21 protein-coding genes and 1 other annotated feature are annotated in these 24,098 nt (G+C 48.4%); of the genes, 14 read left to right on the plus strand and 7 right to left on the minus strand.

The genetic code is table 11. The annotated features are described in order from the left end of the window. Positions 1-139 precede the first annotated feature (139 nt). The 3 genes from X474_RS06585 to X474_RS06595 all read right to left on the minus strand — a co-directional run bounded on the left by X474_RS06585 (position 140) and on the right by X474_RS06595 (position 3,535). Entirely contained in the window at positions 140-1,174 is a 1,035-nt protein-coding gene (locus tag X474_RS06585; protein ID WP_044347651.1) for a GNAT family N-acetyltransferase, read from the minus strand. Further along, complete coding sequence (locus X474_RS06590) at positions 1,164-2,405, minus strand: transglutaminase-like domain-containing protein (protein ID WP_044347653.1); 1,242 nt, start codon at positions 2,403-2,405, stop codon at positions 1,164-1,166. Before X474_RS06590 ends, X474_RS06585 begins: the two co-directional genes overlap by 11 nt. A gap of 539 nt (positions 2,406-2,944) precedes the next feature. Continuing rightward, on the minus strand, positions 2,945-3,535 hold the full coding sequence (locus tag X474_RS06595; protein ID WP_044347654.1) for an SH3 domain-containing protein: 591 nt from the start codon (positions 3,533-3,535) through the stop codon (positions 2,945-2,947). Between the two features lie 503 nt (positions 3,536-4,038). On the opposite strand from X474_RS06595, the gene X474_RS06600 reads away from it, so the two are divergent. The 5 genes from X474_RS06600 (at position 4,039) to X474_RS06620 (ending at position 8,808) form a co-directional block, all read left to right on the plus strand. Further along, on the plus strand, positions 4,039-5,691 hold the full coding sequence (locus tag X474_RS06600; RefSeq protein WP_156360653.1) for an asparagine synthetase B family protein: 1,653 nt from the start codon (positions 4,039-4,041) through the stop codon (positions 5,689-5,691). A gap of 21 nt (positions 5,692-5,712) precedes the next feature. Continuing rightward, complete coding sequence (locus X474_RS06605; protein ID WP_052514945.1) at positions 5,713-6,537, plus strand: carbon-nitrogen hydrolase family protein; 825 nt, start codon at positions 5,713-5,715, stop codon at positions 6,535-6,537. A 107-nt stretch (positions 6,538-6,644) separates the two neighbouring features. Further along, a complete protein-coding gene (locus tag X474_RS06610; RefSeq protein WP_044347656.1) occupies positions 6,645-7,049 on the plus strand; it encodes a DUF1499 domain-containing protein in 405 nt (134 codons plus the stop codon). 243 nt (positions 7,050-7,292) lie between these two features. Beyond that, a complete protein-coding gene (locus tag X474_RS06615) occupies positions 7,293-7,910 on the plus strand; it encodes a tetratricopeptide repeat protein (protein ID WP_044347658.1) in 618 nt (205 codons plus the stop codon). Between the two features lie 100 nt (positions 7,911-8,010). Further along, positions 8,011-8,808 (plus strand): DUF2284 domain-containing protein, encoded by a 798-nt coding sequence (locus X474_RS06620; protein WP_044347660.1) that lies wholly within the window; start codon positions 8,011-8,013, stop codon positions 8,806-8,808. Here the strand turns inward: X474_RS06620 and X474_RS06625 are convergent. After that, positions 8,767-10,383, minus strand: a complete 1,617-nt coding sequence (locus tag X474_RS06625) for a sigma-54 interaction domain-containing protein (protein ID WP_044347661.1) — start codon at positions 10,381-10,383, stop codon at positions 8,767-8,769. The genes X474_RS06620 and X474_RS06625 overlap by 42 nt on opposite strands. 177 nt (positions 10,384-10,560) lie before the next feature. Between X474_RS06625 and X474_RS06630 the strand changes: the two genes are divergently transcribed. Continuing rightward, on the plus strand, positions 10,561-10,863 hold the full coding sequence (locus X474_RS06630; protein WP_044347662.1) for a hypothetical protein: 303 nt from the start codon (positions 10,561-10,563) through the stop codon (positions 10,861-10,863). Further along, positions 10,856-11,410: a class I SAM-dependent methyltransferase gene (locus X474_RS06635; RefSeq protein WP_052514946.1), complete on the plus strand. Its 555-nt coding sequence runs from the start codon at positions 10,856-10,858 to the stop codon at positions 11,408-11,410. The genes X474_RS06630 and X474_RS06635 overlap by 8 nt, the downstream gene beginning before the upstream one ends. A 53-nt stretch (positions 11,411-11,463) precedes the next feature. Here the strand turns inward: X474_RS06635 and X474_RS06640 are convergent, their stop codons facing one another. Continuing rightward, on the minus strand, positions 11,464-13,254 hold the full coding sequence (locus X474_RS06640; protein ID WP_052514947.1) for a methyl-accepting chemotaxis protein: 1,791 nt from the start codon (positions 13,252-13,254) through the stop codon (positions 11,464-11,466). A gap of 699 nt (positions 13,255-13,953) precedes the next feature. Here X474_RS06640 and X474_RS06645 point away from each other — a divergent pair. Next, a complete protein-coding gene (locus X474_RS06645) occupies positions 13,954-14,790 on the plus strand; it encodes an MBL fold metallo-hydrolase (RefSeq protein ID WP_044347663.1) in 837 nt (278 codons plus the stop codon). Between the two features lie 66 nt (positions 14,791-14,856). On the opposite strand, the gene X474_RS06650 is transcribed toward X474_RS06645, so the two are convergent. Continuing rightward, positions 14,857-17,658, minus strand: a complete 2,802-nt coding sequence (locus X474_RS06650) for a vWA domain-containing protein (protein ID WP_197282003.1) — start codon at positions 17,656-17,658, stop codon at positions 14,857-14,859. 321 nt (positions 17,659-17,979) lie between these two features. Between X474_RS06650 and X474_RS06655 the strand changes: the two genes are divergently transcribed. The 3 genes from X474_RS06655 to X474_RS06665 all read left to right on the plus strand — a co-directional run bounded on the left by X474_RS06655 (position 17,980) and on the right by X474_RS06665 (position 19,904). Continuing rightward, positions 17,980-18,600, plus strand: a complete 621-nt coding sequence (locus X474_RS06655; RefSeq protein WP_044347665.1) for a class I SAM-dependent methyltransferase — start codon at positions 17,980-17,982, stop codon at positions 18,598-18,600. A 48-nt stretch (positions 18,601-18,648) separates the two neighbouring features. Next, a complete protein-coding gene (locus X474_RS06660; protein ID WP_082464196.1) occupies positions 18,649-19,404 on the plus strand; it encodes a helix-turn-helix transcriptional regulator in 756 nt (251 codons plus the stop codon). A 98-nt stretch (positions 19,405-19,502) separates the two neighbouring features. After that, a complete protein-coding gene (locus X474_RS06665) occupies positions 19,503-19,904 on the plus strand; it encodes a DUF2000 domain-containing protein (RefSeq protein WP_044347667.1) in 402 nt (133 codons plus the stop codon). Between the two features lie 284 nt (positions 19,905-20,188). On the opposite strand, the gene X474_RS06670 is transcribed toward X474_RS06665, so the two are convergent. Further along, complete coding sequence (locus X474_RS06670; RefSeq protein WP_044347669.1) at positions 20,189-20,467, minus strand: YHS domain-containing protein; 279 nt, start codon at positions 20,465-20,467, stop codon at positions 20,189-20,191. A gap of 271 nt (positions 20,468-20,738) precedes the next feature. Between X474_RS06670 and X474_RS06675 the strand changes: the two genes are divergently transcribed. From X474_RS06675 to X474_RS27595, 3 genes are all read left to right on the plus strand, one after another. Continuing rightward, positions 20,739-22,484, plus strand: a complete 1,746-nt coding sequence (locus X474_RS06675) for a hypothetical protein (RefSeq protein WP_156360654.1) — start codon at positions 20,739-20,741, stop codon at positions 22,482-22,484. Positions 22,485-22,514: 30 nt separating this feature from the next. After that, the gene (locus X474_RS06680) at positions 22,515-23,156 is read left to right on the plus strand and encodes a hypothetical protein (RefSeq protein ID WP_044347672.1); all 642 of its coding nucleotides are present in this window, start codon (positions 22,515-22,517) and stop codon (positions 23,154-23,156) included. Between the two features lie 251 nt (positions 23,157-23,407). Further along, positions 23,408-23,524, plus strand: a sequence feature (AL1L pseudoknot). Between the two features lie 88 nt (positions 23,525-23,612). Next, a complete protein-coding gene (locus X474_RS27595) occupies positions 23,613-23,843 on the plus strand; it encodes an IS3 family transposase (RefSeq protein ID WP_435051131.1) in 231 nt (76 codons plus the stop codon). The last annotated feature ends 255 nt before the right edge of the window (positions 23,844-24,098 follow it).

Consider the following 24,098-nt stretch of genomic DNA (forward strand, 5'->3'; position numbering starts at 1 on the left):
AAGACCTTTCGCCAAAATCAGATCATCTTCAGTTTGCCCCAACCGGCCGGGAATTGGCAAGAAAAGGAACAAAAGCAAAACCCCCGGCCCATAAGCCGGAGGTTTTGGTGGTTTTCAGATATTTAGGAGCAAGCAAAGGCTAAGGAAAAATCAAATCAGGGTGCTGGTTGGCTGAGTTTTCCCTGGCCTTGGGCCTGAGCCAATGATGAAAATGCAGATCGGAAGAGGTTATCCTGAACCCCACCTTATGCACTATGCGCAAGGCGGGATAATTGCTGCCCAGGGTGCGCACCACCACATGGGTAACCCCCATTTTGGATAAATGCCACAGTGCCGCCCGGTTCAGGGCATCGCCCAGGCCCCGGTTACGGGCGGAGTTATTCACTCCTATAAAGTCCAGGCTGGCATAGCCCCGGCCCACCATATGGGAGAGGTTCTGGTTGTATTTATAAAAGATAAAGCCCTGAACCTGTCCATCTTCCAGCTTTATCAGGCAGTGATAGTCTGAGTTAAAGGCAAGCCCCGAGAGATAACGCTGGTATATGGCGGCCGCCTCTTCCGGGGCCACCTCGGGATCATACATATAGCGGTTGTGGAAATGGGTCTTGGCCGCCAGGTCAAAAACCTGATCCTGCATATCGTCCGGACAGGGCACGCACTCCGGATGACGATAGGATTCATCCAACGGATCCTTCAACAAGGAACGCACCAGAAAAATCTCATTGCCCACAAAGCGGAAACCCGAATTCTCCAGGGCCTGAATGGCGTTGATATCCCCAGCCGCCACCCTGCAATCCAGAAAATCGATACTCTCCATCTGATCCAAAAGATAGCGGATCATATTCTGAAAATACCCGGGCTCCTTGCCCGAGGTCAAAAGATGCTGCAAGGTGAACATATTGGCCTTGAAATGGCCCGAAAGCCAAGGCAGATGCCGGGCGCTGATAAGCCCCACCAAACGCCCCTCTTCAGTGAGATAGGCGCTGTTCACCTGTTTGCCCCCCAGGCTGGCCTTAAGGTATTTCAGCATCTTTTCCTTGGGGATATCCAGCTGGCGCAACTGAAAATCTTTATATGGGTATCCCAGGAAAAGAGCATCCAGCTCAGGTGAATCCTTAAGGTCGTCTCTTTCCAGGCCCTGTATACGGAACTCTTTGAGCTTTTTATTGGTCATAATCAGAATCTATCAGCACTTTAACCTGGCCTGACCAACGGGTGGTCTGAACCCGGACTGCCGGAGTCCAACCGGCAAAAGGTTGGTGGTGGTTATCATAATCAACCACCAAGGGAATCCCGGTGGGGGTGATGGAAGTAGACAACCATCCCCGACCAGGCATGAATAACTCAGTATAAAAATGGCCCCAACGGCCTGCGGTTCTGGCCGGAATGCCGGCTGCGCGCAAAAGAGCGGTCTCCAGCACAGAGGTGGAGGGGCAGGCCGCCCTGCCCTGGGTCAGGGTAACGGCCGGTATGTTGTACATTTCGGCCATATCCCAATAAACCATCTTCCCGCCAAAGAAAAGAGATCTCTTACCCCGATCGTAAGGCAGGTTTCGTTTTATATAGGCCAGAACCCTTCTGTACATTTCACGCGGGGCGCGGCTATTGCCCATGATCTCATGGGCCAGGTCAACCACTTGCTCTGAATCCGAGGTTATCTTGGGCGAAGGCAGTAAAAACTCACTGGCCCGGCCCTCAATGGGAAGTAAGATTTCTTCACTTACCGGCACCATAGCCAGGGCGTGGGCCAAAAATTCGGCCAGATCCACCTCATAGGTGAAATCAAAGCCAAATTTCACTTCACTGCCCTTTTCAGCCTGGTCAAGGTTGTAATACAACCACTTATTCCCGGCTGTTCCCGGCCTTACCCGGTATTCCCTTTTGGGGGAAACCAAAACGTGAAGCGCCTTGAGTTCCTTGCCAAAATCTGATCTCGGCATGGAGGTCCTGAACTCAAGAGGGCCTTCATACTCTTCATCAACCAGCTTAAAGGCAACCTCATAGATCCCGCGCAGGGTGAATCTGGTAAGAGGCACCACCTTTTCAGTGAGAGGCGATTTCATGAGCCTTTTGAGGCTCCCCGCCCTGGTGAACATCACCGCCCAATGCTTGCCCAAAAGCCCCAGATTGCCTCCGCTTTGGGGAAAGGCATCCAGAGACTTCAGCTTATATACATCTGTCAGATCCAGCCTTTTGGAAAAGCTCACCAATACAAGTGTCTTGAACCTGGGATAATTGCGAGCGACTTCAGTGAAGTCGACCCCGGTTTGACGGGCTGCAAAGGCATCTACATTTGGGGGCAGGCCCAGGGACCAGGCTGTCGAAGCCCAGAAAAGGGCCATGGCCCAAAAAAGGAAAAAACCCGGCAGGACTGAATTAAACCAACTTTTTCTTGAATGCCCCATCACTTTTAGTTTCTGGAGCCATTGTCGCTTAAGCCCCTTTTAAATCGACTTTCTGGTTTATAGCCCATATTTTACTTAAGCCCCTGCTCAACAAACCAAACCGGTTTGAATCCACTGGTTTAATTCCTTCCCCAAAATGACAGGCAGAGCCAAACAGTTTCCAGAGGTGCTTCAGAGCAAAACACTGCCTGTTATCCTAAGGAACCAAAAGGTTGAGGCTTTCTTTTACGCCTGACATAAAGACGCAATAAAGTCAATGATGATAACCTTTATTTTTTAATTAACTTGTTAAAGATAATCCAAAATGGCATGAAACGCACTCTCGCCGCCGGATAACCGGTTTGCAAAAGCCCTGTTCCGTCAAGTAAAGCTTTTTAAAATAAAAATAATGAACACAGACAGTTAACCGAATTTTTCCGTTTACCATAAAGCAATTGAAAATAGAGCGGGATCGGTCTTAGAGGGATTTCAAGGCAAGCAATTAACGATTTTCCAAGTCTTTGGAAAACCTTTTCAATATTGTTTATGGATAGGATTAATCAATATTTTTTCACTAAAGACCTATGAATATATCCTGATTTATTTTCGAAACGGGGATCAATAGCCCCGGGGCCCACCGGTCGTGCCTTGATCCATTCGCCTTTTTGGGAAATGACCTTTACCTGCATGCCGTATTTTACTGCTGTGACAACCCTCCCCTGTAAAGACGGAGAGGTGCGCATATTGGCCCCGTTCTTGGCTGTCACCCAATACCAATCCCTGTATTGATCCAACTTTTTGTAGTCTGATTCACCACTGACCTTTTCCAGAACAATGGCGTAATCCGGCTCAAGGCGCGCACCCCACAGGTGGTTGTAGTTTTCAAAAACCTGTTCAGCCAATTTCGCCACCTCGGGATCCCTTTGCAGGGCGTCTTTGATGATCGGCAGCAAAAGCAGATCGTCTTGAGGCACCTTATAGGAGTCCGCGCAATCAAGCATATGGAAAAGCGCCTTGTGCCTTTCGCCCCTTTCATAAAAATCCGCCCACATATCCAAGGAGCCACAGGCCAGGGCCGTTGTCTGGCAGACAAAAAACACCACCCCAAAGATAAGAAGCAACTTAAAAAAACCTCGCAGCAACTTTTCCATAATTCACTCCCCGGCGTACAGGGTGGATTTACTCATAGCTATGATTCCCCTCTCCTGTTCCTGATGGAACAGGTTCACCTTTCTATTCAACTCATATTTGGCTGTCCTTGTCAATTATCATTATCAATACTTATCAACCCAAAAAACAAGCCGATTTAATTCAAAGTGAAAACAGAGAAAACAAGAAATAAATACTATTTAAAACAAATTATCCACAGAACTGAAAACATACTATTTAATCTAGCTTACTCAGACAGTTAGGGTGAACTAGCTTGGCTTTATTTTCTATCCTAAAATCAGATTTTCCCGAGGATTCTTGACATAAAATCATTGCTATGATATACATCATATTGATTTAAAAATAGAATTTTAAATAACCTTCAAAAATAAAAACTGAATTTACCGCTTTAAAAATCATTTTTTAAAAGCGGTTTTTTTATAATACTGATTATTTTATTTAATATTACACCAAACAACCAACAACAAAGGAGGAGGGAAAAACCGTGTGCACCATTTGTGGGCACTTCGTACATCAAGGCAGCATTTCGTCGAACGACATCTTTGACATGTTAAAAAAAATGAGTCACAGGGGACCGGACAGTCATGGGGTTTACCTGGACGGCCAAACCCAGAGGTCTGAAAATATTAAAGAGTTAACCGATTTCGTGAAGCAGAAATCGCATATTGCCATAGGTCATTCCCGCCTTAAAATAGTGGGGCAGGAAAACACCACACAACCCTACTTATCCTGCGACGGTAAACTTTCCCTGGTGCATAACGGTGAAATCTACAACTACCGGGAACTGGCCACCTTGCTTTACCGTAACCACTTAATCAAGACCACCAGCGACAGCGAAGTAATCGTACACCTTTTGGAAGAAGCCTATCGCGGCGACCTTTTGGAGGCGGTGCAGAAAATCGTGGGACTTTTAGACGGCATGTACGCCTTGGCCGTGACAGACGGTCGTTCTATTGTAGTGGCTCGAGACCCGGTGGGTAAAAAGCCCATCTACTACCTCAAAAACGGGCCCGTTACCTATTTTGCCTCTGAAAAAAAGGCCCTGTGGAATGGCTCTGACGAACCGTGCCGGCTTTTTCCCGGAGAGCTTTTGCACTTGGATCAGGCGGGTTGCCGGGTAGAGCCGGGTTACAAGCTTGAGATGCCCCAGATTGATATTGTGGATTTCAGGCAGGCGGTGGAAACTTACAAAGAAGTTTTGGCCAAGGCTGTGCGTAAAAGATTAAGCGGGCTGACCGAATCCAATTTGGGGGTCATCTTTTCCGGCGGTATTGACTCGGTTTTGATTGCCCACCTTTTGCAAAGGGAGGGTAAAAACATAGTCTGCTACTGCACCGGAACCTCGGAATCCGCAGATATTCAGGCGGCAGAGGCCGTGGCCGCAGACCTGGGTTTTCAACTTAAAACAAGTTTGATAGACGAAGCCAAGGTTGAGGCTCTTTTACCGGAAGTGATTCAAAACGTAGAAGAAAGCGGCCTTCTACAGGTCGAGGTGGCCATTCCGATGTATCTTGCGGCCAAATTAGCGGCTGAAGACGGGATAAGGGTTATGTTCACAGGCCAGGCCGCGGATGAAATCTTTGCCGGTTACCCCTGGTACACAGACGTGCTAAAGGAGCACGGCTACCTGCGCCTGCATGAAAAACTGTGGGAAGACCTTAACCTGCTCTACACAGACACCCTGGAGCGGGAAGACAAGCTCACCATGGCCCATTCGATTGAACTGAGGGCGCCTTATCTTGACCGTGACGTGATCATAACCGCCATGCGCACCTCGCCCCGCCTTAAGCTGGAAGGCATAGCCGACAGGCAACGTAAAAGGGTGCACCGCCAAGCCGCTGCCGAATTGGGGGTGCCGCCTTACCTTGCTTTTCGCGCCAAAGACCCGGCCCAGTCCGGTTCCGGCATTCACCAGATCATCCAAAACCTGGCCCACAGGCGGGTGGGAAAAATCGCGAATGACGTAGTGCAGAGAAACATAGACAGGGACAAGGGCAGCCTTTACCGCTATGGGGATGAAGACTACGGCAAACAGTACGCCAGATTTTATCTTCAAGAAATAGAAGACAAAATCAAAAAACGGTTCATTCCCCCATTTCTCGAGTCCGGCGATTCTCCAGTGATCTCGGCGGCCTGATTAAAGAGAGGTTCAGGTCCCATGCGTATAACATTGGCCCAAATAAATTTTGAGCCGGAGGATCTGGAAGGTCATTTTGACCGTATCATGGATATAATCAGTGAAAAGGCAAATAGCGACCTTATTGTCTTTCCCGAACTGATACTCCAGGGTCACCCCTCGGACTTAAAACCCGAAGGGTTCCTTTATCGTCAATTAAAGGTGCATCTATACGGCGCATCTCAGATGATCTATGGCCATGTCAAAAAACACGATGCCAGGGTGGTTATCGGGGAATTGCAGAAACAAGGTGACCTTTTCCGAAATCTGGCCACTTATGTAGATAAAAAAGGCCCCAAACACTATGCCAAAACCCATGTACACTGGACGGAAAATTTCCACCCCGGAGGCAGGTTCAAGGTTTTCCAAACCCCTTTGGGGCCCTTGGGGTTGAACATATGCTTTGATTCGGCCTTCAGTGAGACATGGAGGGTGCTGGGTCTTAACGGCGCCAAACTGGTGGTGAATATCTCGGCGGCGCCCGCCCATTTCCCGGTGCCCTACATGCAAAGGCGCATGCAGGGTGCCGCCACCTTTAACCAGTATCATGTGGTTTACGTCAACCGACCCGGACCGGTTTTCAGCGGCGGAAGCGCGGTTTACGATCCCAGGGGAGAGCAGGTGGCGGCCCTGGGAGGCGGCATGGAGATAAGAGATGTGGATATAGACCTTTCTTCTGCCGATCTGTGGAGAAAAGAAGAGGTAATCTTTAAAAACAGGCGGCCTCTTCTTTATCGCCGGGTGGCCAGCCGGAAAAAGGACATAGGCCTGCACCGGAAAAAAAGGCGTCTTAAAATCGCGAGTTGATGCGCTAGAAACATCGCCGGGCCGGTGAATTCCTCCCGGCGATGTCTCATACCGTCGCATCTGGATTGATCCCCACTTCATCAGACAGATTCCAGGGAGGCCTGAGGATGAAAATGGTTGCAGCAATAACCCTTTTGACCATGGGCCTCGTCCTGCCTGAATGCCCGGATACACCTAATTGCGTTTCCTCCCAGGCCAAGGCCCCCTCAAAAAAAGTAAAGCCATTTTCCTATGGGGGGCACTCTCAAAAGCAGGCGCTTAAGGCTCTGCTCGCTGCACTCAACTCTTTAGCCAGGCTTGAGATTCAAACCCGCACTGAAACCCATATAAAGGCCACTGTAAAAAGCCTTATCTTTGGCTTTGTGGATGATTTGGAATTTTTGTTTGAACCCGATAAGAAACAGATACAGGTGAGATCCGCTTCCAGGGTTGGCTATTGGGACCTGGGAGTCAATGCCCGCCGGGTGGAAAGCCTGCGCCGAGCCTTTTTGGAAATACTCAAAAAAGAATAACTTTTCGATTTAGTTTTTCCTTTTTTCCCAGCTAAATACAATTTATTCACGGCGATTATCCCTTCAGCTTGACCGTCTGTTAAGAAGAGGCCTAAGATTGTTTAAGGGCCTTTTTTATTTCCTTCCGGCGTAAATAAACGCCATTAATTTCTCTGAACAAGAAACTTGGTTTTCGGTCTGTTTTTCCAAAAAGCGGTTTCCGGGCTCCACAGGTCCGGTGCCGGACTCGCAGAGAGGAGCCTTATGCACTGCTTTTTAAGACAATTATTAACAGTAGCTTTTGTGGGTGTTTTGCTTCTTGCAGGCCAGGCCCAGGCAGCGGACAAGCCCAAATTGAGCCTTGAGGAGCAAGAAGCCCTGGCGCTTAAAATCTTCCAGGACCTGGGCAAAGTCCCGGAAGGAAAGCTGGACGTATTCAATCATTTTTACAGGGAAGTAATTGAAAAATGCCCGGATACGGAAAGAGCGGAGATCTCCTATTGGCGGCTAAGCAATCTACTAATCATGGGTTATGACCCACCCCGACGCAAAGAAGCCATAGAACTTTTGGAACAATTTCTGGTTCGCTACCCCGCGTCCAAAGGCGTGGGGCATGTAAAAAGCCGTCTTTTGCGCCTTTATGAAGACACGGGCGACTATTGCAAGGCGACCAAACTTTACAAAGAAATCATACCCAATATTCCGGACCCGCCCGATCGCAAGGGATTGTCCTATTGGGTGCTCTATGCCGAGGCCCTGGAAAAATGCGGCCAAAAGGAAGAAGCCCGCAAATGGTATGAAAAGGTGCTCAAAGCGGCCAAGGACCCGGAATCCATGTCAGCCATGATTGCCAAAGACGGATTATCCAGACTTAACAAATAAACCTGCCAAGCGCCTGCTCTCACCCGCTTGGGTGATGTACAGAGCTTGCCCTTTTGCTAACTCTGGGGCATGATTACCCGATAATGACCAGGAGGTGACCATGCCCTTAAACGATTATCTCAAGTGTCCGGGCCTGGAACGCACCTTGGCGGTAGTTCCTGTCCCCCACACCTGCCCGGTATGCAGAGAGGAAGTGGAAATCTGGACAGATGAAGTCAAAGGTCGTTGTAAACGCTGTAACACACTGATCTATAATCAAAACCCTCTTACGGACGCACCGGAAAAGCCTGACGTGGAAAAACCTGACCAGAAGCTCTCAGAAGTCTTAAACCAAATGCTCGAACTTGCCCGCCTTTCAGGGGCCAGCAAAGCTGCGGTGGTCGCCAGGGAAGATATCCAGGCGGAACCTTCCCTGGCCCGCCTTTGCATTGAGCCGCGCTGCTCCAACTACGGGCTCTCCCCAACCTGCCCGCCCCATGTATCCGGCCCTGAAGGTTTTGTTGAATACCTTAAAGAAACTCTCTGGGCCGTGTTTGTAAAAATTGATCTGCCCGACCTTTCCCTGCATATCGAAGAAAAACGGGAATTGGGCAAAATGATGCATGAAATGGTGGCTGCCCTGGAAGAGCTGGCCAAGGAAAACGGCTATGCCAACTCCCGGGCCTTTGCCGGAGGCAGTTGTAAAAATCTCTTTTGCCCTGATCACAAAAACTGCCGGGTATTGGAAAAAGGCGGACCTTGCCGCAATCCGGGCAAGGCCAGGCCTTCTCTCTCTGGTTTTGGAGTTAACACCTTAAAACTAATGAAGGCCGCGGGCTGGTCCCAGGACCAGGGCAACGGAGACAAAAACGGCCCTTCAGTAGAGCGGGTCATCTGCGGGCTTATTCTGGTGGGATGAATTGCCGGGCCTTTTTTGGTAAAGCCCGGCCGCCTCTCTGCCAAAGACAATGCCTAATTTGCGCATCTTCTTGCGCAGGGTGGAGGGGTTCATCATAAGAGCCCTGGCCGCGCCTTGGGGACCGCCGACCTGTCCCCGGCATTGATACAGGGCCTTTTGAATGTGCCCTTTGATTACCTGCTCCAAGGGGGGCAAGGACTGATCAGGGGGGTCTTGCGACACATAAACCGGGAGTCTGACCCCACCACCGGCCATTAACAGCCCCAGCCCCCTAAAGGAAACCTGATTGCCGCGGCTCAAAATCAGAGCCCTTTCCACTGTGTTTTCAAGCTCCCGCACATTACCGGGCCAGTCGTGGCCCATAAGCAGGTCCAGGGAGCCAGGCTCAGGTTCAGGCCTCACCGCATGCCCCAGTTCACGGTGTTTTGCCAGAATAAAGTGCTCCACCAGGGAAGGGATATCATTTTTGCGGTCCCGCAAAGGTGGAATCTCTATGGGAAAAACCTTGAGCCTGAAAAAAAGGTCCTGACGGAACTCACCTTCCTTGACCATCTGCTCAAGGTTTCGGTGAGTGGCCGCGATCACCCTGATATCCACCTTTACAGGCTCAGCCGCACCGACCGGCTCTATCTCTTTTTCCTGTAAGACCCTTAAAAGCCTCACCTGTAAATCCGGCTTCAGTTCGCCTATCTCATCCAAAAAAATAGTTCCTTTGTGCGCCCTTTCGAAACGCCCTCTTTTTTTGGCCAGGGCCCCGGTAAACGCCCCTTTTTCATGGCCAAACAGCTCTGAATCAACCAGGCTCTGCGGGATTGCCCCACAGTTGACCTCAACAAAGGGGCCTTCCCGCCTGGTTGAAAGTTGATGTATCGCAGCGGCAATAAGCTCCTTGCCTGTCCCTGACTCACCCAGTAAAAGCACCGGGCTGTTGAGCGGGGCAACCTGGCGGACCATATCCATAACCCCTTTCAGGCCAAACCTGACTCCGATTATGCGCCGCCCCCCAGAATGAATGTAGTCCTGCTGTAAAGCTCTGTAGTCCTGTCGCAAAAGCTCTTTAAGCTCCATGAGCTCCTGATAGCGGGCGCAATTGGCCAGGGCTATGGCAAAAGGTTTTTGAAGCATGCGCACCAAGTTCTGCTGTTTTTGGTTAAAGGTCTCTCCCTTTTGGGCGACCATAATCACAGTGCCGATCATGTCCGGCCTTGCAAACAGACGCATAACCAAAAGCGAGGCCTCAGGCTCCAGGCGTCCGGCCGTGATCCAGGGTTGGGCTGTAGGATGATTTTTGGCCTTTTCAATAACCTGAAAATCCAGGCCCGGCCGGGAAGAATAGGACTTTATGCGGCCGGGTTGAACAAGAGATTGCTTTAAAAGCCGCCCGCCCTTTATAGAGGCCTCGGCCAATAAAGTCTGTTTGCCTTCGGTGGGATCATAATAGGAAAGCACCATAAACTCCACCGGCACAAACTTAACCAGGTAATTAAAGGCATCCTCAAGAAACTCTTCAGCCTCCAGGCTTCCGCAGACCCTTAAGGTGGCCTCTTTAAAAAACTGGTTCAAATCAAAAGACAAAACCTGCCTCCGGCTTAAGTGTGCCATGGGACACTATATCAAAAAAATATCCTATAGCACACTTCCAAAGTGTTCTATGGCACATCTAAGAAAAACTATAAATATAACATATTGATTATATTCAATTTTCCATATTGGCACAGTTCCAGCAATATATAGGCGCGAAAGGAAAAAAACATGGAATGGTTGGAAACAATTCATCTGCAGGCAGGCAAAGGACTAAGTCAAAAGGTTAAAAAACATCTCTTTGAGCTCACTTGTAAGATTAAAAGCCAAAACAATGAACCGGGCCTGCAAATGGTGAAAGCCTTTTGGCATTCTTCGCACAAGGCAGACCATGTGCTTTTTCTTTTCTGGGACAGCGCCTCTGTGCCTTCCAATGGAAGCGCCCTGGGCGTGAGGCTTGAAAAAATTATGAACCAATACGGCCTTACAGATCACAATACCTGGCTGCCTGCCAAAGGAGACTATCATGAATGATGCAGCTCTCATGGAAAAACAATATGCGTCCAAGATTTCTTATTGGATGATCTCACTGATGCACGACAATCGTCTGTTGCCGCTCATAAAAAACCCCGACAAAATCCTTAAAAATGCAGGGATCAAGCTGGGTCATCAGGTGCTGGAAGTGGGTTGCGGACCGGGATTTTACACCATGGCCGCCTCCCGGGTTGTGGGGGAAAGAGGCCAAGTCTATGCCCTGGATGTGAACCCCTATGCTATTCAAAAAATCGAGCAGAAAATCGCAGAAGCCAAGGCGGACAATATAACCCCCATGTGCGCCAATGCGGCCCGCACCGGCTTGCCCGGCCAAAGCCTGGACTCTGCCTTTTTGTTTGGCCTGCCCAGGGTGGTCGGCGGCATGAAAGGCCTTTTGTCTGAACTTTACCGGGTGCTTAAACCCGGCGGAGTGGCGACCTTCCAAAGGGTGCGCACCTCTGAAGAGGAGCTCAAGCAAGCCGTGGAAAAAACCGGTTTTGAACTGCACAAGCAAAACGGCAGGCTCATGATATTTGTACGAAAATGAAAAAGGTAAAATCAGGCCGGACCACCAACAGGCCCGGCCCGATTTCAGGCTGATTAATTATTATTGGTATTCGGGCCGGGCAAAGCCTTGGCCCTTTCCATGGCCGGGGGTATTGCCCTATCAAGGAAAGGTTCTTTGGCAGATCCGTAGACCAGGGATTGCAACTCAATCACCATGTCTGCCATGCCCTTTGAATGCCGTTTCATCCCTTCCGCTATCTCAGCCGACCTCTGGGCCTCTGTGGCCCTGGTCTGCAGGTCATTATCCATCTCGGATACAGCCTGGTTGATCTGCTCCACCCCTTGGGACTGTTCAGCCGAGGCAGAGCTTATCTCACTGACCAGCTCACCCGCCTCGCCGGAACTTACGGAAACCTCGGAAAAGAATTGATTGGCCTCTTCCAAAAGCCTGGCGCTGCTTTTTATTTTTTCCAGGTTTTCCTGAATCAGTTGAGAGGTGTTGCGGGCTGCCTGGGCGGTGCGGCCGGCTAAGTTGCCCACTTCTTCGGCCACCACCGAAAAACCGGCCCCGGCCTGCCCCGCCCGAGCCGCCTCCACCGCGGCGTTTAAGGCTAAAATGTTAGTCTGAAAAGCAATCTCGTCTATGGTCTTCAAAATCGCGAAAGTCTCTTCACTTGAGCGGGCAACCTCGCGCATGGCCAGGTTAAGCCCTTCCATACGCTTATTTGCGTGTTTCACCATCTCCTGGTTCTTATCCATGAGCAAATCGGCCTTGGCCGCGTTTTCCGCATTGGCCCTGGTCATGGAGGACACCTCTTCCAGGGAAGCGGCGGTCTCCTCCAGGGAAGCGGCCTGCTGGCTTGAACCGGCGGCCAGACTTGAGCTGGCCTCTGACACCTGCCGGGATACCAGGGCCATGGAGCCGGCGGAACCGGAAAGTCGGCTTATTACCTTTTTTATGGGCCGCGTAATAGAGCGGGTAAAAAAGAAACTTAAGGCTGCTAAAAAGAGCCCCAGGGAAATCACTCCAATCTGGATCCAGGTGGAGGTGATTTCCATTTGCTGCAAGGCTTGTTCGCGTTTTTTAGCTATAAGGGTCTTGACCTGTTTGGCCAGAGCCCTGGCCTGGGCCTCCACCGCCCTGGCAGTATCCCTCAGCAAGGGGTACTTTTCCTTGGCCTGGATTAGATTTTCCCTAAGTTTACTCGCAGTGTTCTGATAATCTCCTATTGCCTGGACCAACAACCCGGCCCGGCTCATGGATTTCCCTTGTGCCTGGATTTTAAAGTCACCAGCCGTTTTTTGGAAAAGATCCCAGAACTTATTATCCTGAGTCAGCAAAAAATCCTTTTCATACCGGCACATGCCGAGGTAAAGCATTTTCAAATCATCCTGCCCGCCCTGCCGGTTCAGCAGGGATTCAATTTTTTCGGAGGCCAGCCTCACCTGCCCTTCCAGGCCGGAATCCGGGTTGCCCCTTTGTTTAACCAAAGCAACCATGGTGCTAAAATGGCCCTCATAAGCTTCTACGGCGAGGAGCATTTTTTGGGTCTTTTCCCGCCCGTCGGGGAGTTTAATTTTTTGGGCAAGCTCAGTTATAAGACCAATTGAAGACCTTATGCCTTTTATGGTGTTTTTTATTTGAGCGATATACAAATCATCCTTGCGCGTCAGGTAATTTTTCTCCTGCCTTCTGGCGTTTAGCAATTTAAGCACAACCTCTTTGGATTCCAATTCAATCCCGGAATAACTGCCTAGTAACACATCAAAGGAGTCGCCTAATTTTTTAACTTTATAGTTGACCAGCCAGCCACTGATAAAAGCAAGGGCCACTATAAAACCAAAAGCCAAATAAAGTCTTTTTCCTATTGATAGTTCTCTCATTTATATACCCTCGGGTTTAATAGGATTTATTAAATCCTTTAACTTCCATTTTGAATAGCATAGTGGTTTCCTAAAAGACAAGGATAAAATACTACTTATTAGCTAAAAAAATAGATCTTTATGAGAAAAAAAAGAGGAGAAAAAATAATAGAAAGGTATTAATTTCTTAGATGGTTAGAGCTTACGATCAAAAGGAAGCGGAATTGCTTATTCATCATGATTTACTGGTAGCACTTTATCCACTTTTCAATATTTTTCGAAATAGATACTAAAGATAATCATTAAATTTCTTGGCAACTCCTCCCCGTTCACTACAGTTCTGAAAAAACAGTATTTGTCTGCCGTTTTTTCCGTTTCGCTCCAATCCATAAACTAAAACATCCAGATCAGAGATCATCTCTCCCCTATCGCCTGGTTGTTTATTCATCTCTTCAGCAAATCAACATATAATTAAAAATAATGCATAAATCCTGAATTAACTTCCTGTCTAACACCAGTAGTTCCACCAGTTACTAAAATATTTTTCCGAACAATCATCTGAGAAAATTACTGTCTTTATCCTTCTTGTTTTACCAACTTTATCTTGCAGTATAATAGGAGTTGGATTACGATTAAAACTACTTTTCTCGTGTTATAATTGATTTTATGAAGCAATCTAAAAGCCTAGTTTTCCGGTACAGCTAAAAAAGGAAACAACATATGAAGCTAAACATATTGGTTGACAACAACACCTATATAGACCGTTATCTACTGGCAGAACCCGGTCTTTGCATACTCTTGGAGACCGGTGAAAATAAAATTCTTTTTGACACAGGCTTCAGCGACGCTTTTTTAAAAAACGCAAATGCCAGGGGTCATGACTTACTGGACCTTGATCAAATCGTGCTCTCCCATTCCCATTTGGATCACACCTGGGGATTGCCTCATTTATTCAGCCGCTACGTTCAGACCGGCCTGGAAGGGCGCAAATGGAAACGGCCCGGCCTTGTGGCCCATCCGCTGCTTTTTAAATCCCGCTATGTTGAAGGAGTGCCGGAGCTTGGCAGCCTTGTTTCCCAGGAAAGGGCTGCCGCCTTTTGTGACCTGAAGCTCAGCACGGAGCCGATCTGGCTTGAGTCAAACCTGGTTTTCCTGGGGGAGATTCCCCGAACCTTTGGGTTTGAAAATCAATACGCCATTGGCAGGATAAGGGGAAAGGAAGAAGACCAGGACTGCTATGTGCAGGATGACTCGGCCCTGGCCTGGAAGACCCCTGAAGGCCTGGTCATCATCACCGGCTGCTCTCACGCGGGAATCTGTAATATAATTGAACACGCCCAAAAGGTCTGCCAGGAGGAAAAGATCCTGGATATTATCGGCGGGCTGCACCTTTTGGACGCTCCCCCGGAACAGATGCGGGGCACCTTGGAATATCTCAAGAAAATAAAGCCGGTGCGTATGCATCCCTGCCATTGCACAGACCTTAAGGCCAAGATTGCCCTGGCACAGGTGGTTGACCTTGAAGAAGTAGGTGTGGGGCTTTGCCTTGAATACTGACTACATAAAAAAAGGCGGCAGGTGCTCAACAGAACACCTGCCGCCTTTTGCTTGTGATGTCAGATATTAATCAACCTTTATAGGTTCTTTGGCCAAGACCTTGTCTCCCTGACTCATGATGTAGCGAACCTCATAGTCACCGGGTTTGGAAGGGGCTCTGACCTCCAAGGGATTGCCTTCCCTGGTATTGGTGTATTTTACATAGCCGCCCGGCCCCTGATCCGGCTCGGATACGCAAATGTAATCGCTTCCATAGCCAGGGCCCTGCCAGGAAACCTTGATCTTGCCACCCGCCTTGACCGAGGCCGGGACCTTTAAGGAAGCTGTGACAGGTTCAACAGTGATACCCGTCTTGGCCAAAACCTTGCTCCCCTGGCTCATGATGTAGCGAACCTCATACTTGCCAGGATCAGCCGGGGCCCTCACCTCCAAGGGGTTTCCCTCCCTTGTGTTGGTGTATTCCTTATAGCTGCCCTCCCCCTGGTCCGGCTCGGATACGCAAATATAATCGCTTTCATAGCCAGGGCCCTGCCAGGAAACCTTGATCTTGCCACCCGCCTTGACCGAGGCAGGGACCTTTATGGAAGCTGTGACAGGTTCAACAGTGATACCCGTCTTGGCCAAAACCTTGCTCCCCTGGCTCATGATGTAGCGAACCTCATACTTGCCAGGATCAGCCGGGGCCCTCACCTCCAAGGGGTTTCCCTCCCTTGTGTTGGTGTATTCCTTATAGCTGCCCTCCCCCTGGTCCGGCTCGGATACGCAAATATAATCGCTTTCATAGCCAGGCCCCTGCCAGGAAACCTTGATCTTGCCACCCGCCTTGACCGAGGCAGGAGCCTTGACCGATGCGGTGACGCCCTTGATCTCAATCTTAGTCTTGGCCAGGAGCTTATCGCCCCTGCCCAGTATGTAGCGCACCTCATAGGTCCCCGGCTCGGAAGGGGCCCGCAGCTTCAAGGGGCTGCCGTCCCTGGTGTAGGTGTATTGCTTATATGAACCCGGCTTTTGGTCGGGCAATGATATGCAGATATAGTCCGCGTCATTACCTGGGCCTTCCCAGGTAACCGGGATCAAGGTGGCCACATTGGCCGAGGCGGGAGCCTTGACCGAGGCGGTGACCCCCTTGACCTCAATTTTAGCCTTGGCCAGAAGCTTATCCCCCCTGCCCAGGATGTAGCGCACCTCATAGGTCCCCGGCTCGGAGGGGGCCCGCAGCTTCAAGGGGCTGCCATCCCTGGTGTAGGTGTATTGCTTATAAGCGCCCGGCTTTTGGTCGGGCAATGATATGCAGATATAGTCCGCGTCATTACCAGGCCCTTCCCAGGTAACTGAAAACTTGCTGGCTACATTGGCCGAAGCAGGAGCTTCAACCTTGGCCGTAACTCCCTTGATTTCTATGCTTGTCTTGGCCAGAAGCTTATCGCCCCTGCCCAGTATGTAGCGCACCTCATAGGTCCCCGGCTCGGAAGGGGCCCGCAGCTTCAAGGGGCTGCCGTCCCTGGTGTAGGTGTATTGCTTATATGAACCCGGCTTTTGGTCAGGCAATGATATGCAGATATAGTCTGCATCATTAGCAGGCCCTTCCCAGGTAACCGGGAACAAGGTGGCTACATTGGCCGAGGCAGGAGCTTCAACCTTGGCCGTAACTCCCTTGATTTCTATGCTTGTCTTGGCCAGAAGCTTATCGCCCCTGCCCAGGATGTAGCGCACCTCATAGGTCCCCGGCTCGGAGGGGGCCCGCAGCTTCAAGGGGCTGCCGTCCCTGGTGTAGGTGTATTGCTTATATGAACCCGGCTTTTGGTCGGGCAGTGATATGCAGATATAGTCCGGTTCGTAATCCGGCCCCTGCCAGGTGACATCAAACAAGGTTGCCACATTGGCTGAAGCGGGAGCCTTGACCCGGGCGGTGAGGGGGGTGACTTTAATGCCGGTCCTGCCTATGACGTTACTACTGTGTCCGTGTACATAGCGCAGTTCATAATCACCCTTTTCACTCGGCGCCACAAGCTGGGCGGGATTGCCTCTTTCCGTATAGGCGTAGTTGCCGTGGGTTTGGTCCTTTGAGCCCTTTGGCGCAATGGTGATGAAATCACCCCGACTGTCCGGCCCTTTCCACTTAACTTTAAAGGAGCTGGCAATGGAAATACTGGCCGGGGCCTTTAGTTCGGCTGTACCCGGATTTTCCACTACAGGCGGTGACGGCTCTTCCACCTTTTTCACAGTGGCTTTCAGAGCCTTTAGCAAGGAATCCGCGTCATTGGCAGCCAGAAACAATCCGCCGGTCTGATCAGCCAGACAGCGCAGCCTTTCCTGATCCCCCTTGGACAGGCCAAACCCCACCACATGCACTTTAAAATCCACTCCGCTCATGGCCAGTTCCCTGGCCAGGGCGCATGGATCCATGTCGCAAGTCTCAAGTCCATCGCTCACCAGCACCACAGTGGCCTTTTGCTCGGTATGGCGAAGCGCCTTGGCCGCCTTTTGCACGGAAGCGCTCAGAGGTGTTTTTCCCTTGGGCTTAAGCGCCATGACCTTTTCAATCATGGCCCGGGGATCATGGGGCCCCAGGGGGACCAGCATTTCTATATCCCGGCAATCGCCTTTTCTGCGGTGCCCATAAGCCATAAGTCCGGTGTTAAACTCTTTGGGAATAGCCTGGATAAGGTCTTTCATCACCTTTTTGGCGATCTCTATTTTGGCCGTGCCCTTGATCTGCCCCCACATGGAACCAGAGGCGTCGAGCACAAAAACAACGTTTTTCTGCTCGGCAGCATAAGCCGGAACATGGCTCAAGAGACAGCAAACCATGGCCAGACCAAAAAACAAAACCGCCCTGGTAAAGGGACGTCTTATAAATCTATTCATTTTTTCCATTCCACACCTCAAAGGCTAAACCTGATTTTTGTTTGCAACCTGTTTTCTTGTTTGCATCCAGACGAAACAGACTGCCAACTCATCACCAATCAGCAACACTGTTTATTGCCATATTGCCTCAGCACAGACTAATTAGGCAAGGAATCATGCTTTCTCCTTAAAACACGCATTTCCTGCCCAGTTTTCCTCCAACAGGATGTTAAAGAAGCCGTATTATTGAGAAATGCCGAAAAAATCCTATTCCTGCCAAACAGATAAAATAAGGTGTAAAATACTGTTCATCAGCTTCCACAATCCAAACGAGAGATCGCCATGCCCAAAACAACTGCATTTGACAAGCATACCGAGGCCTATGACAAATGGTTTGAGGATAATGAAGCCTCTTTCAGATCAGAACTGGATACAATCCGCAGGCTTATTCCCAAAGGCCGGGCCGATGGCCTGGAAGTGGGGATGGGCACAGGCCAATTCGCAGGGCCGCTCGGCATAAAGACAGGCCTTGAGCCTTCGGAAAAAATGGCCCTCAAGGCCAGGGCGCAAGGCATAACGGTTTATAGTGGAGTGGCCGAAAAAATGCCTTTTCCTGACGCAAGCTTTGATTATCTCCTTTTTGTGACGGTTATCTGCTTTTTGGATGATGTGTTCAACTCTTTTAAAGAGGCGCACAGGGTTCTCAGGCCCGGTGGATGCGTGATAGTGGCCTTTATTGACAGGCAAAGCGAAATGGGCAGGCAATACAACGCCAAAAAGGGAAAAAGCCGCTTTTATAAAGACGCCGCCTTTTTCTCCAGCCAAGAGGTGATTGATTTGCTTGAGAGGGCAGGATTTGAGATCAAAAAAGCCAAGCAGACCCTGATCCCGGGATCACCAAACAACACCATCAGGGACGGTTATGGCCAAGGCGCTTTTGTGGTTATAAAGGCCATGGCTTGACAAGGGAGGGGCAACATCACATCCGCTGCAATAATAAGAAACAAAGCATTGCCATTTGTCGAGCTAAAGCAAGGCCTTCATACAAAATACTCGCTTCGCAGACATTCCCATGAAGAGCTTTCTTTTGGTTTTCTGGAAGGCACAAGCGGCCAGGTGTTTTGTAAGGAACTGCATTTTAAAATGATTGCAAACCAGGCGGTATTACTTCCGCCAGGAACCGTACATCTATGTCAGCCGGATGATATAAGTCAGTTTACATTTAGAATGATGTATGTTGACCCCGAGTGGTTTTGCCTTGCTTTTGAACTCGATGCTCGCACCCTGCCTCCACAAACCGCGCAATTAACCGAAAAGAGCATCAAACTGAAAAACCACTTTTTCGGCTCTTTTGCCTTACCTCAAGACTCTCTTGCTGTGGAAAGCGAAGCCGTATTTTTTATAGGTAAGTTACTCTTTGATGAATTTGACCTGGCCGGTCCAAGGCCTGTTGCTCTTCAAAAAGACAACGCAGTGTCAGCACTCAAAGACTATATTGACAAACATTTTCTAGAGCAGATTCAACTTGATCATCTGGCGGATATCATCAAACAAAGCAAGTTTTCTCTTTTAAGGAAGTTCAGTAAAGCCTATAAATTCACTCCCCACGCTTATATATTGAACAAGAGAATTAACAAAGCCAAACAGTTGCTTTCAGACGGTGCGCCAATAGCGGAAACCGCGGCCCAATGCGGCTTTTATGATCAAAGCCATTTTGTCAAAACATTCCGTCTTTATGTGGGCATGACTCCCATTGAATACAAATAGCCCCCAGCGGCTCTTTTTCTGTTCCTGCAATTTTTTACAATCCATGCCTCCCGTTCCTTTTTATAAGTGAGAACAATCAACATAAAAAAGGAGCGACCATGAAAATAGTCATGCTTGTGAATAAGAAATTACCGGTGGGGTTGGCAACAAACACCGCCGCGGTGCTCGGTATAAGCCTGGGTAAAGCAAAAAAAGAGATCATCGGAGCTGATCTGAAAGACGGCTCTGATATTGTTCATAAAGGCATTACCAGTGAATCCATTCCCATATTGGGCGCAGACAGTCAAACCCTCAAACAGATCTATGACAAGGCTATTGCAAACAACCAGGTGGAGGTGATCGACTTCAGCCAACTGGCTCAACGATGCAGGGATTATAAAGACTATTCCCAAAGGCTTTCCCAAACCCGGAACCAGGATCTTGAGCTATCCGGTCTTTGCCTCTGCGGACCTAAAAAGGATATTCAAAAGCTCACCGGCTCCCTGGGTCTGTATCACTGACTAAACCAAATCTAAGCCGGGTGCTATCCACTTATACAGGATGTTTCCGGGTTGCACCTTGGCATAACTAGTTATTTTTTTAAGTTGTTATATACCCAAGATATAGGCAGTCCCGGCGCCGTCGGCCCGATGCCCTATCATATCGACTTAAAATTCTTGAAGTATATCAAGTTGCTACAAAAATTTTTTAACGGATTATAGTTTACCTCCCCACAAAAAAAGCCCCGGGGCGAGAAACATCCCCGAGGCTTCAAGGCTGGAAATTAGCTAAACAGGCCAAAGGCTCAGCACTTGCTTCCCGGAGGGCCCATCAGCTTGGTGTGACATTCCGGTCCCTTGGGGCCGAATTCCTTTTCATTGGCCTTTATGTGTTTATCAAGCCAACGATCCCACCAGGATTTGGGCTTAATATACCTGGACGGATCAGCCAAAAATTTTTCTTTGCACTTCCGGTCGCAAAAATAATATCTCTCCCCTTCATAATCCGTATATATTTCGCTTTCCTGTGGATTACAACCCATATAGCAGACAGGGTCTATATAAAGGGTATCTGAAACACGCATATCTCATCCTCCTGCTTTTCCAAGGGTATTCAACTCAGGTGCCACCATTTTTCACTCTTCTTAATAGTGCCACCTAAAATGCAAGTACACAAGTATGGTTTATATAAAACAAAAAACCAACAAGGAAAAACCATGATTCAGGGCACAAAAACAGTAAGAAGAAGATAAAGTTTGACCTGAAAAATGAAACCATACGCAGCCTATTGAAATTAAAAATATTTTTGGTAACCCTGGGAAAAAGAAGGCTTCTGATTGAATGGGGGGATCCAAGATGGATAAAAATTACGGGCAGGTTAAAAATAAAAATTCAAAGATACTGAATTATGATAATAAATTCAGGAATAACCTTATAAGGCCCAATAGCGAATCAGCCGGGAACCTGGTGTTAAATGGCGTAATAAATCCCTGGGGTGAACCAAGCATAAAAAACCTGAATAATCCGGGAACAGAAAACGCGGCATCCACTTTCAGCAAGCTCACCACATACATGCTAACCCATGGCGCAACCAAAGACGTAGTCGCCAAATTCTGGGAAGAGGAAGCTCAAAGAGCCAACCAAGAGGGCAGAGTTTGGAGGGGCAGGATTCCCGATACTGTGCAGGATGTGGAAGAATTCAGACCCCAGTCAGCGCCCAAGGAGCAAGCCACCTTCACCAGGCTCACCAAATACATGGCAAACCATGGCGCGACCAAAGACGTAGTCGCCAAATTCTGGGAAGAGGAAGCTCAGAGAGCCAAGCAAGGAAGCGGAATTTGGAGGGGAAAAATCCCTAAAACCGAAGATGAGGTTAAGCAAATAAATACGGTCGCCACGCCATCTGGAAGCTTGGAGAATCAAGCTCAAGGGAACCAGTGGGAGAGTGGTGTTTGGCGGGGGAAGATTCCCGATGCTGTGCAGAGTGAGGAAACTCAGAGGGGCAACCAAGATGGTAGAGTTTGGCGGGGGAAAATTCCCAGCTCGTGGAGCGAAGTAGAATACGCAATTCCGGAAACAGCCGAATCCAGACAACAAAGAAAACAGAGACTTGAGGCTCCCCCAAAAAATACCGTTTGGAGAGGGGAAATCCCCAGCGGTGAAAAGAAAGTAGATTATGCGAAACCTGGCCCGGGATTAATCATCAATGAAAATTTAGAAAAAATGAATGAAGGTGCGTTTCACTCAGCCGGTTTTCCGAAAGTAAAGCCTGATGATGACTTTGATTTTTTCTTGAAAAGGGATATCAACCGAATAATTGAAGCGCAAAAATCAGGGCGGGGCAAAGTCGATTTGTCAAATGGTGATATTATCTCGCCTTTTACTTACAACATATTGAAAAAGGGTGACAGAATTGAACCCAGGACTGTAAGGGCCATTATTGACGGGCTCAAACAGTTTGAAGAGGTTTTGCTCAAGCACAAAGAAATTAATCAAGGCGAGGAGATATTGCCATTTATCGAGCGCAATTTTGACAAAGGACAGATAAAACCGGTTGGTGATAATCATGCACCCGTAGATGCACTAAGAAACCTTTATCAAGGCAGCAGGGGAGGCCTGTTAACAGGAAGCAAGAATATAACAACTCAAGTTCATCCCTTACCCAATGAGATCAAAACCACACCGCATGACGTATATGGACTGCTACGGCCTGACTACAGAGCAACCTATCCTGAAATGAAGCAGAACAAACAACCAAACAGATTACTTAACCAAAGAATTGAGGAGGGTAGCTCAGCCGGCTTAATGCAATTACTTAACAAAGGGTACACTGGACGATGGGATCCTTTTGGCATGGGCACCTATCTCGGAAGGCTCCTATGTGATCCCAATGACCCATATTATGAAGTTTTTGATTACGTAGATACAGGGATCCTTTTAGGTTCAGCTTTGCCTTTAGCGCCTGGAGTTAACAACTTTGTTGGCGGCCTGCTTGGCCTTGGGATAGGCTCAGCAAAAGTATATTTAGATAAACTCAGAAAAGAAAGCATAGGTGATGATCCCGAAAAAAGCTGGAACGATGTAGGTTACGGATTTGATTGAAATTGGTTACTTCTATAGTGGGAAAAAGTAATGAACGGTTCCAAGTTGCTCTACAGGGCTGATTCCAAAAAAGATATAGTTGTTCCCAAAAATTTATTTCAATGGATTCGAATGGCCTTTGTTTCGCCTCCTGAGTATTTAACCATATTTCAGGATATTGGAGTAACAAAGGTTCTGGCTTATTTTTTATTTTTTACATTTACCAGCTTGTTATTTTTTTCTTTTGGCCTTTTACTTTCTAACCTAACAGATGGATTCTCTTTCCTTAATGAACTTTTTACCAATTACTGTATACTGAAAAATTACTTTTATGAAGTTTACCAGTTTTTCCTTGCATTACTAATTAGCTATGGAATAGTTTTTATACCTTACTTTATACTGGTTACTTTATTTGCAAAATTATTCAATACAAAAGATATTACTCTTAAAAAAAGTATTTACCTTATCATATCCTTACAAATTTATAACTTTTGGCTAGGATTATATCCTATATTTTATACGACAGATTGGTCTTTACTATGTAGCGTTTTTCTACTTATAGGAGCCACGGCTTCTCTTTGGAGTCTTCACCTGGAAAAAAATTTCATGATCACTCTTATAGCATCATGGCTAATTTCTATAAGAATCTTGAAGGCAATACTGGGAGGCTATTTAGATGTTATTATAAATTAATTACTAGCCTAGAAAAAATTTTCGGGCAAATGGAAACCCATACAATAAATAGAAATCCCAACAGGAGAGAGATTAATTTACATGACCCATTCGTCTACTATAAATACAACTTATATATCGGGTAAGTGAACCGCCCCGGGATTGCCGGAGACCTCAGAGTTTGAGAGGATGGGGTTATGGAACAAGGCAAGAGATATCCCAAAACTGAAAAGTGAGCTACGGCGGGCTAATGCGATACTGCGCCAAGTGTCGGCGTTTTTCGCCCAGGCGGAGCTCGACCGCCTACGGAAGTGATGGTTTTCTTTATCGACACTCAACGCCAGGTCCACGAGGTCGAGCCGATCTGCGCGATGCTGCCGATCGCCCCCGTCGGTCTACTATGAGCACAAGGGCAGACAGGCCTATCTTAAGCGCCTGCCGAAAAGGGCCAAGCGGTATGCCTATCTGCGCACTGAGATACGCCGGGTGTGGAATGATAACTTCCAGGTTTATGGAACGCGCAAGATATGGCGCCAGCTTCTTCGTTATGAAATAGAAGTGGCCCGGTGCACGGTGGAGCGTTTGATGTGTAAAATGGGTCTGGCCGGTGAAGTGAGGGGCAAAAAAGTTAGGATCACCACGCCGGAAGATGATGTTTTTTGCCCGACCGACTTGAGAGTGCTGCGTAAGTCGTCCGGCCGCTTTTAGGTGTGCCGGTTTCCCTTTTTAATCTTGAAGTTGATCTTTCAGTCCCGTTTTACCTTGATTTTAGAGTTTATTTATCGCTTTAAGCTTGCCCGACAGGGCCTTGATAAGGCTCTATCGGACTGTTTTTCTATGCCATAGCCAGCCTGGCCGCTTTCTTGAGATTAAAGGCAATGGCATCCAACATGAGTTGCATCCCCACCTTAGCTGCGCCAAGATACCTTGCCCTGCTCATAGCGCTATATGCACCTTGTAGCC

The organism is Dethiosulfatarculus sandiegensis (assembly GCF_000931935.2).
In the GTDB taxonomy this organism is placed as follows: Bacteria; Desulfobacterota; Desulfarculia; order Desulfarculales; family Desulfarculaceae; genus Dethiosulfatarculus; species Dethiosulfatarculus sandiegensis.

What these genes read in the sequence shown, in the direction of transcription:
- X474_RS06615 (WP_044347658.1), top strand. Translation starts at nt 7,293, where the DNA reads ATGCACTGCTTTTTAAGACAATTATTAACAGTAGCTTTTGTGGGTGTT.
- X474_RS06640 (WP_052514947.1), bottom strand. Translation starts at nt 13,254, where the DNA reads ATGAGAGAACTATCAATAGGAAAAAGACTTTATTTGGCTTTTGGTTTT.
- X474_RS06670 (WP_044347669.1), bottom strand. Translation starts at nt 20,467, where the DNA reads ATGCGTGTTTCAGATACCCTTTATATAGACCCTGTCTGCTATATGGGT.
- X474_RS06595 (WP_044347654.1), bottom strand. Translation starts at nt 3,535, where the DNA reads ATGGAAAAGTTGCTGCGAGGTTTTTTTAAGTTGCTTCTTATCTTTGGG.
- X474_RS06655 (WP_044347665.1), top strand. Translation starts at nt 17,980, where the DNA reads ATGCCCAAAACAACTGCATTTGACAAGCATACCGAGGCCTATGACAAA.
- X474_RS06610 (WP_044347656.1), top strand. Translation starts at nt 6,645, where the DNA reads ATGAAAATGGTTGCAGCAATAACCCTTTTGACCATGGGCCTCGTCCTG.
- X474_RS06675 (WP_156360654.1), top strand. Translation starts at nt 20,739, where the DNA reads ATGGATAAAAATTACGGGCAGGTTAAAAATAAAAATTCAAAGATACTG.
- X474_RS06585 (WP_044347651.1), bottom strand. Translation starts at nt 1,174, where the DNA reads ATGACCAATAAAAAGCTCAAAGAGTTCCGTATACAGGGCCTGGAAAGA.
- X474_RS06635 (WP_052514946.1), top strand. Translation starts at nt 10,856, where the DNA reads ATGAATGATGCAGCTCTCATGGAAAAACAATATGCGTCCAAGATTTCT.
- X474_RS06665 (WP_044347667.1), top strand. Translation starts at nt 19,503, where the DNA reads ATGAAAATAGTCATGCTTGTGAATAAGAAATTACCGGTGGGGTTGGCA.
- X474_RS06590 (WP_044347653.1), bottom strand. Translation starts at nt 2,405, where the DNA reads ATGGGGCATTCAAGAAAAAGTTGGTTTAATTCAGTCCTGCCGGGTTTT.
- X474_RS06650 (WP_197282003.1), bottom strand. Translation starts at nt 17,658, where the DNA reads ATGAATAGATTTATAAGACGTCCCTTTACCAGGGCGGTTTTGTTTTTT.
- X474_RS06630 (WP_044347662.1), top strand. Translation starts at nt 10,561, where the DNA reads ATGGAATGGTTGGAAACAATTCATCTGCAGGCAGGCAAAGGACTAAGT.
- X474_RS06605 (WP_052514945.1), top strand. Translation starts at nt 5,713, where the DNA reads ATGCGTATAACATTGGCCCAAATAAATTTTGAGCCGGAGGATCTGGAA.
- X474_RS06680 (WP_044347672.1), top strand. Translation starts at nt 22,515, where the DNA reads ATGAACGGTTCCAAGTTGCTCTACAGGGCTGATTCCAAAAAAGATATA.
- X474_RS06620 (WP_044347660.1), top strand. Translation starts at nt 8,011, where the DNA reads ATGCCCTTAAACGATTATCTCAAGTGTCCGGGCCTGGAACGCACCTTG.
- X474_RS06645 (WP_044347663.1), top strand. Translation starts at nt 13,954, where the DNA reads ATGAAGCTAAACATATTGGTTGACAACAACACCTATATAGACCGTTAT.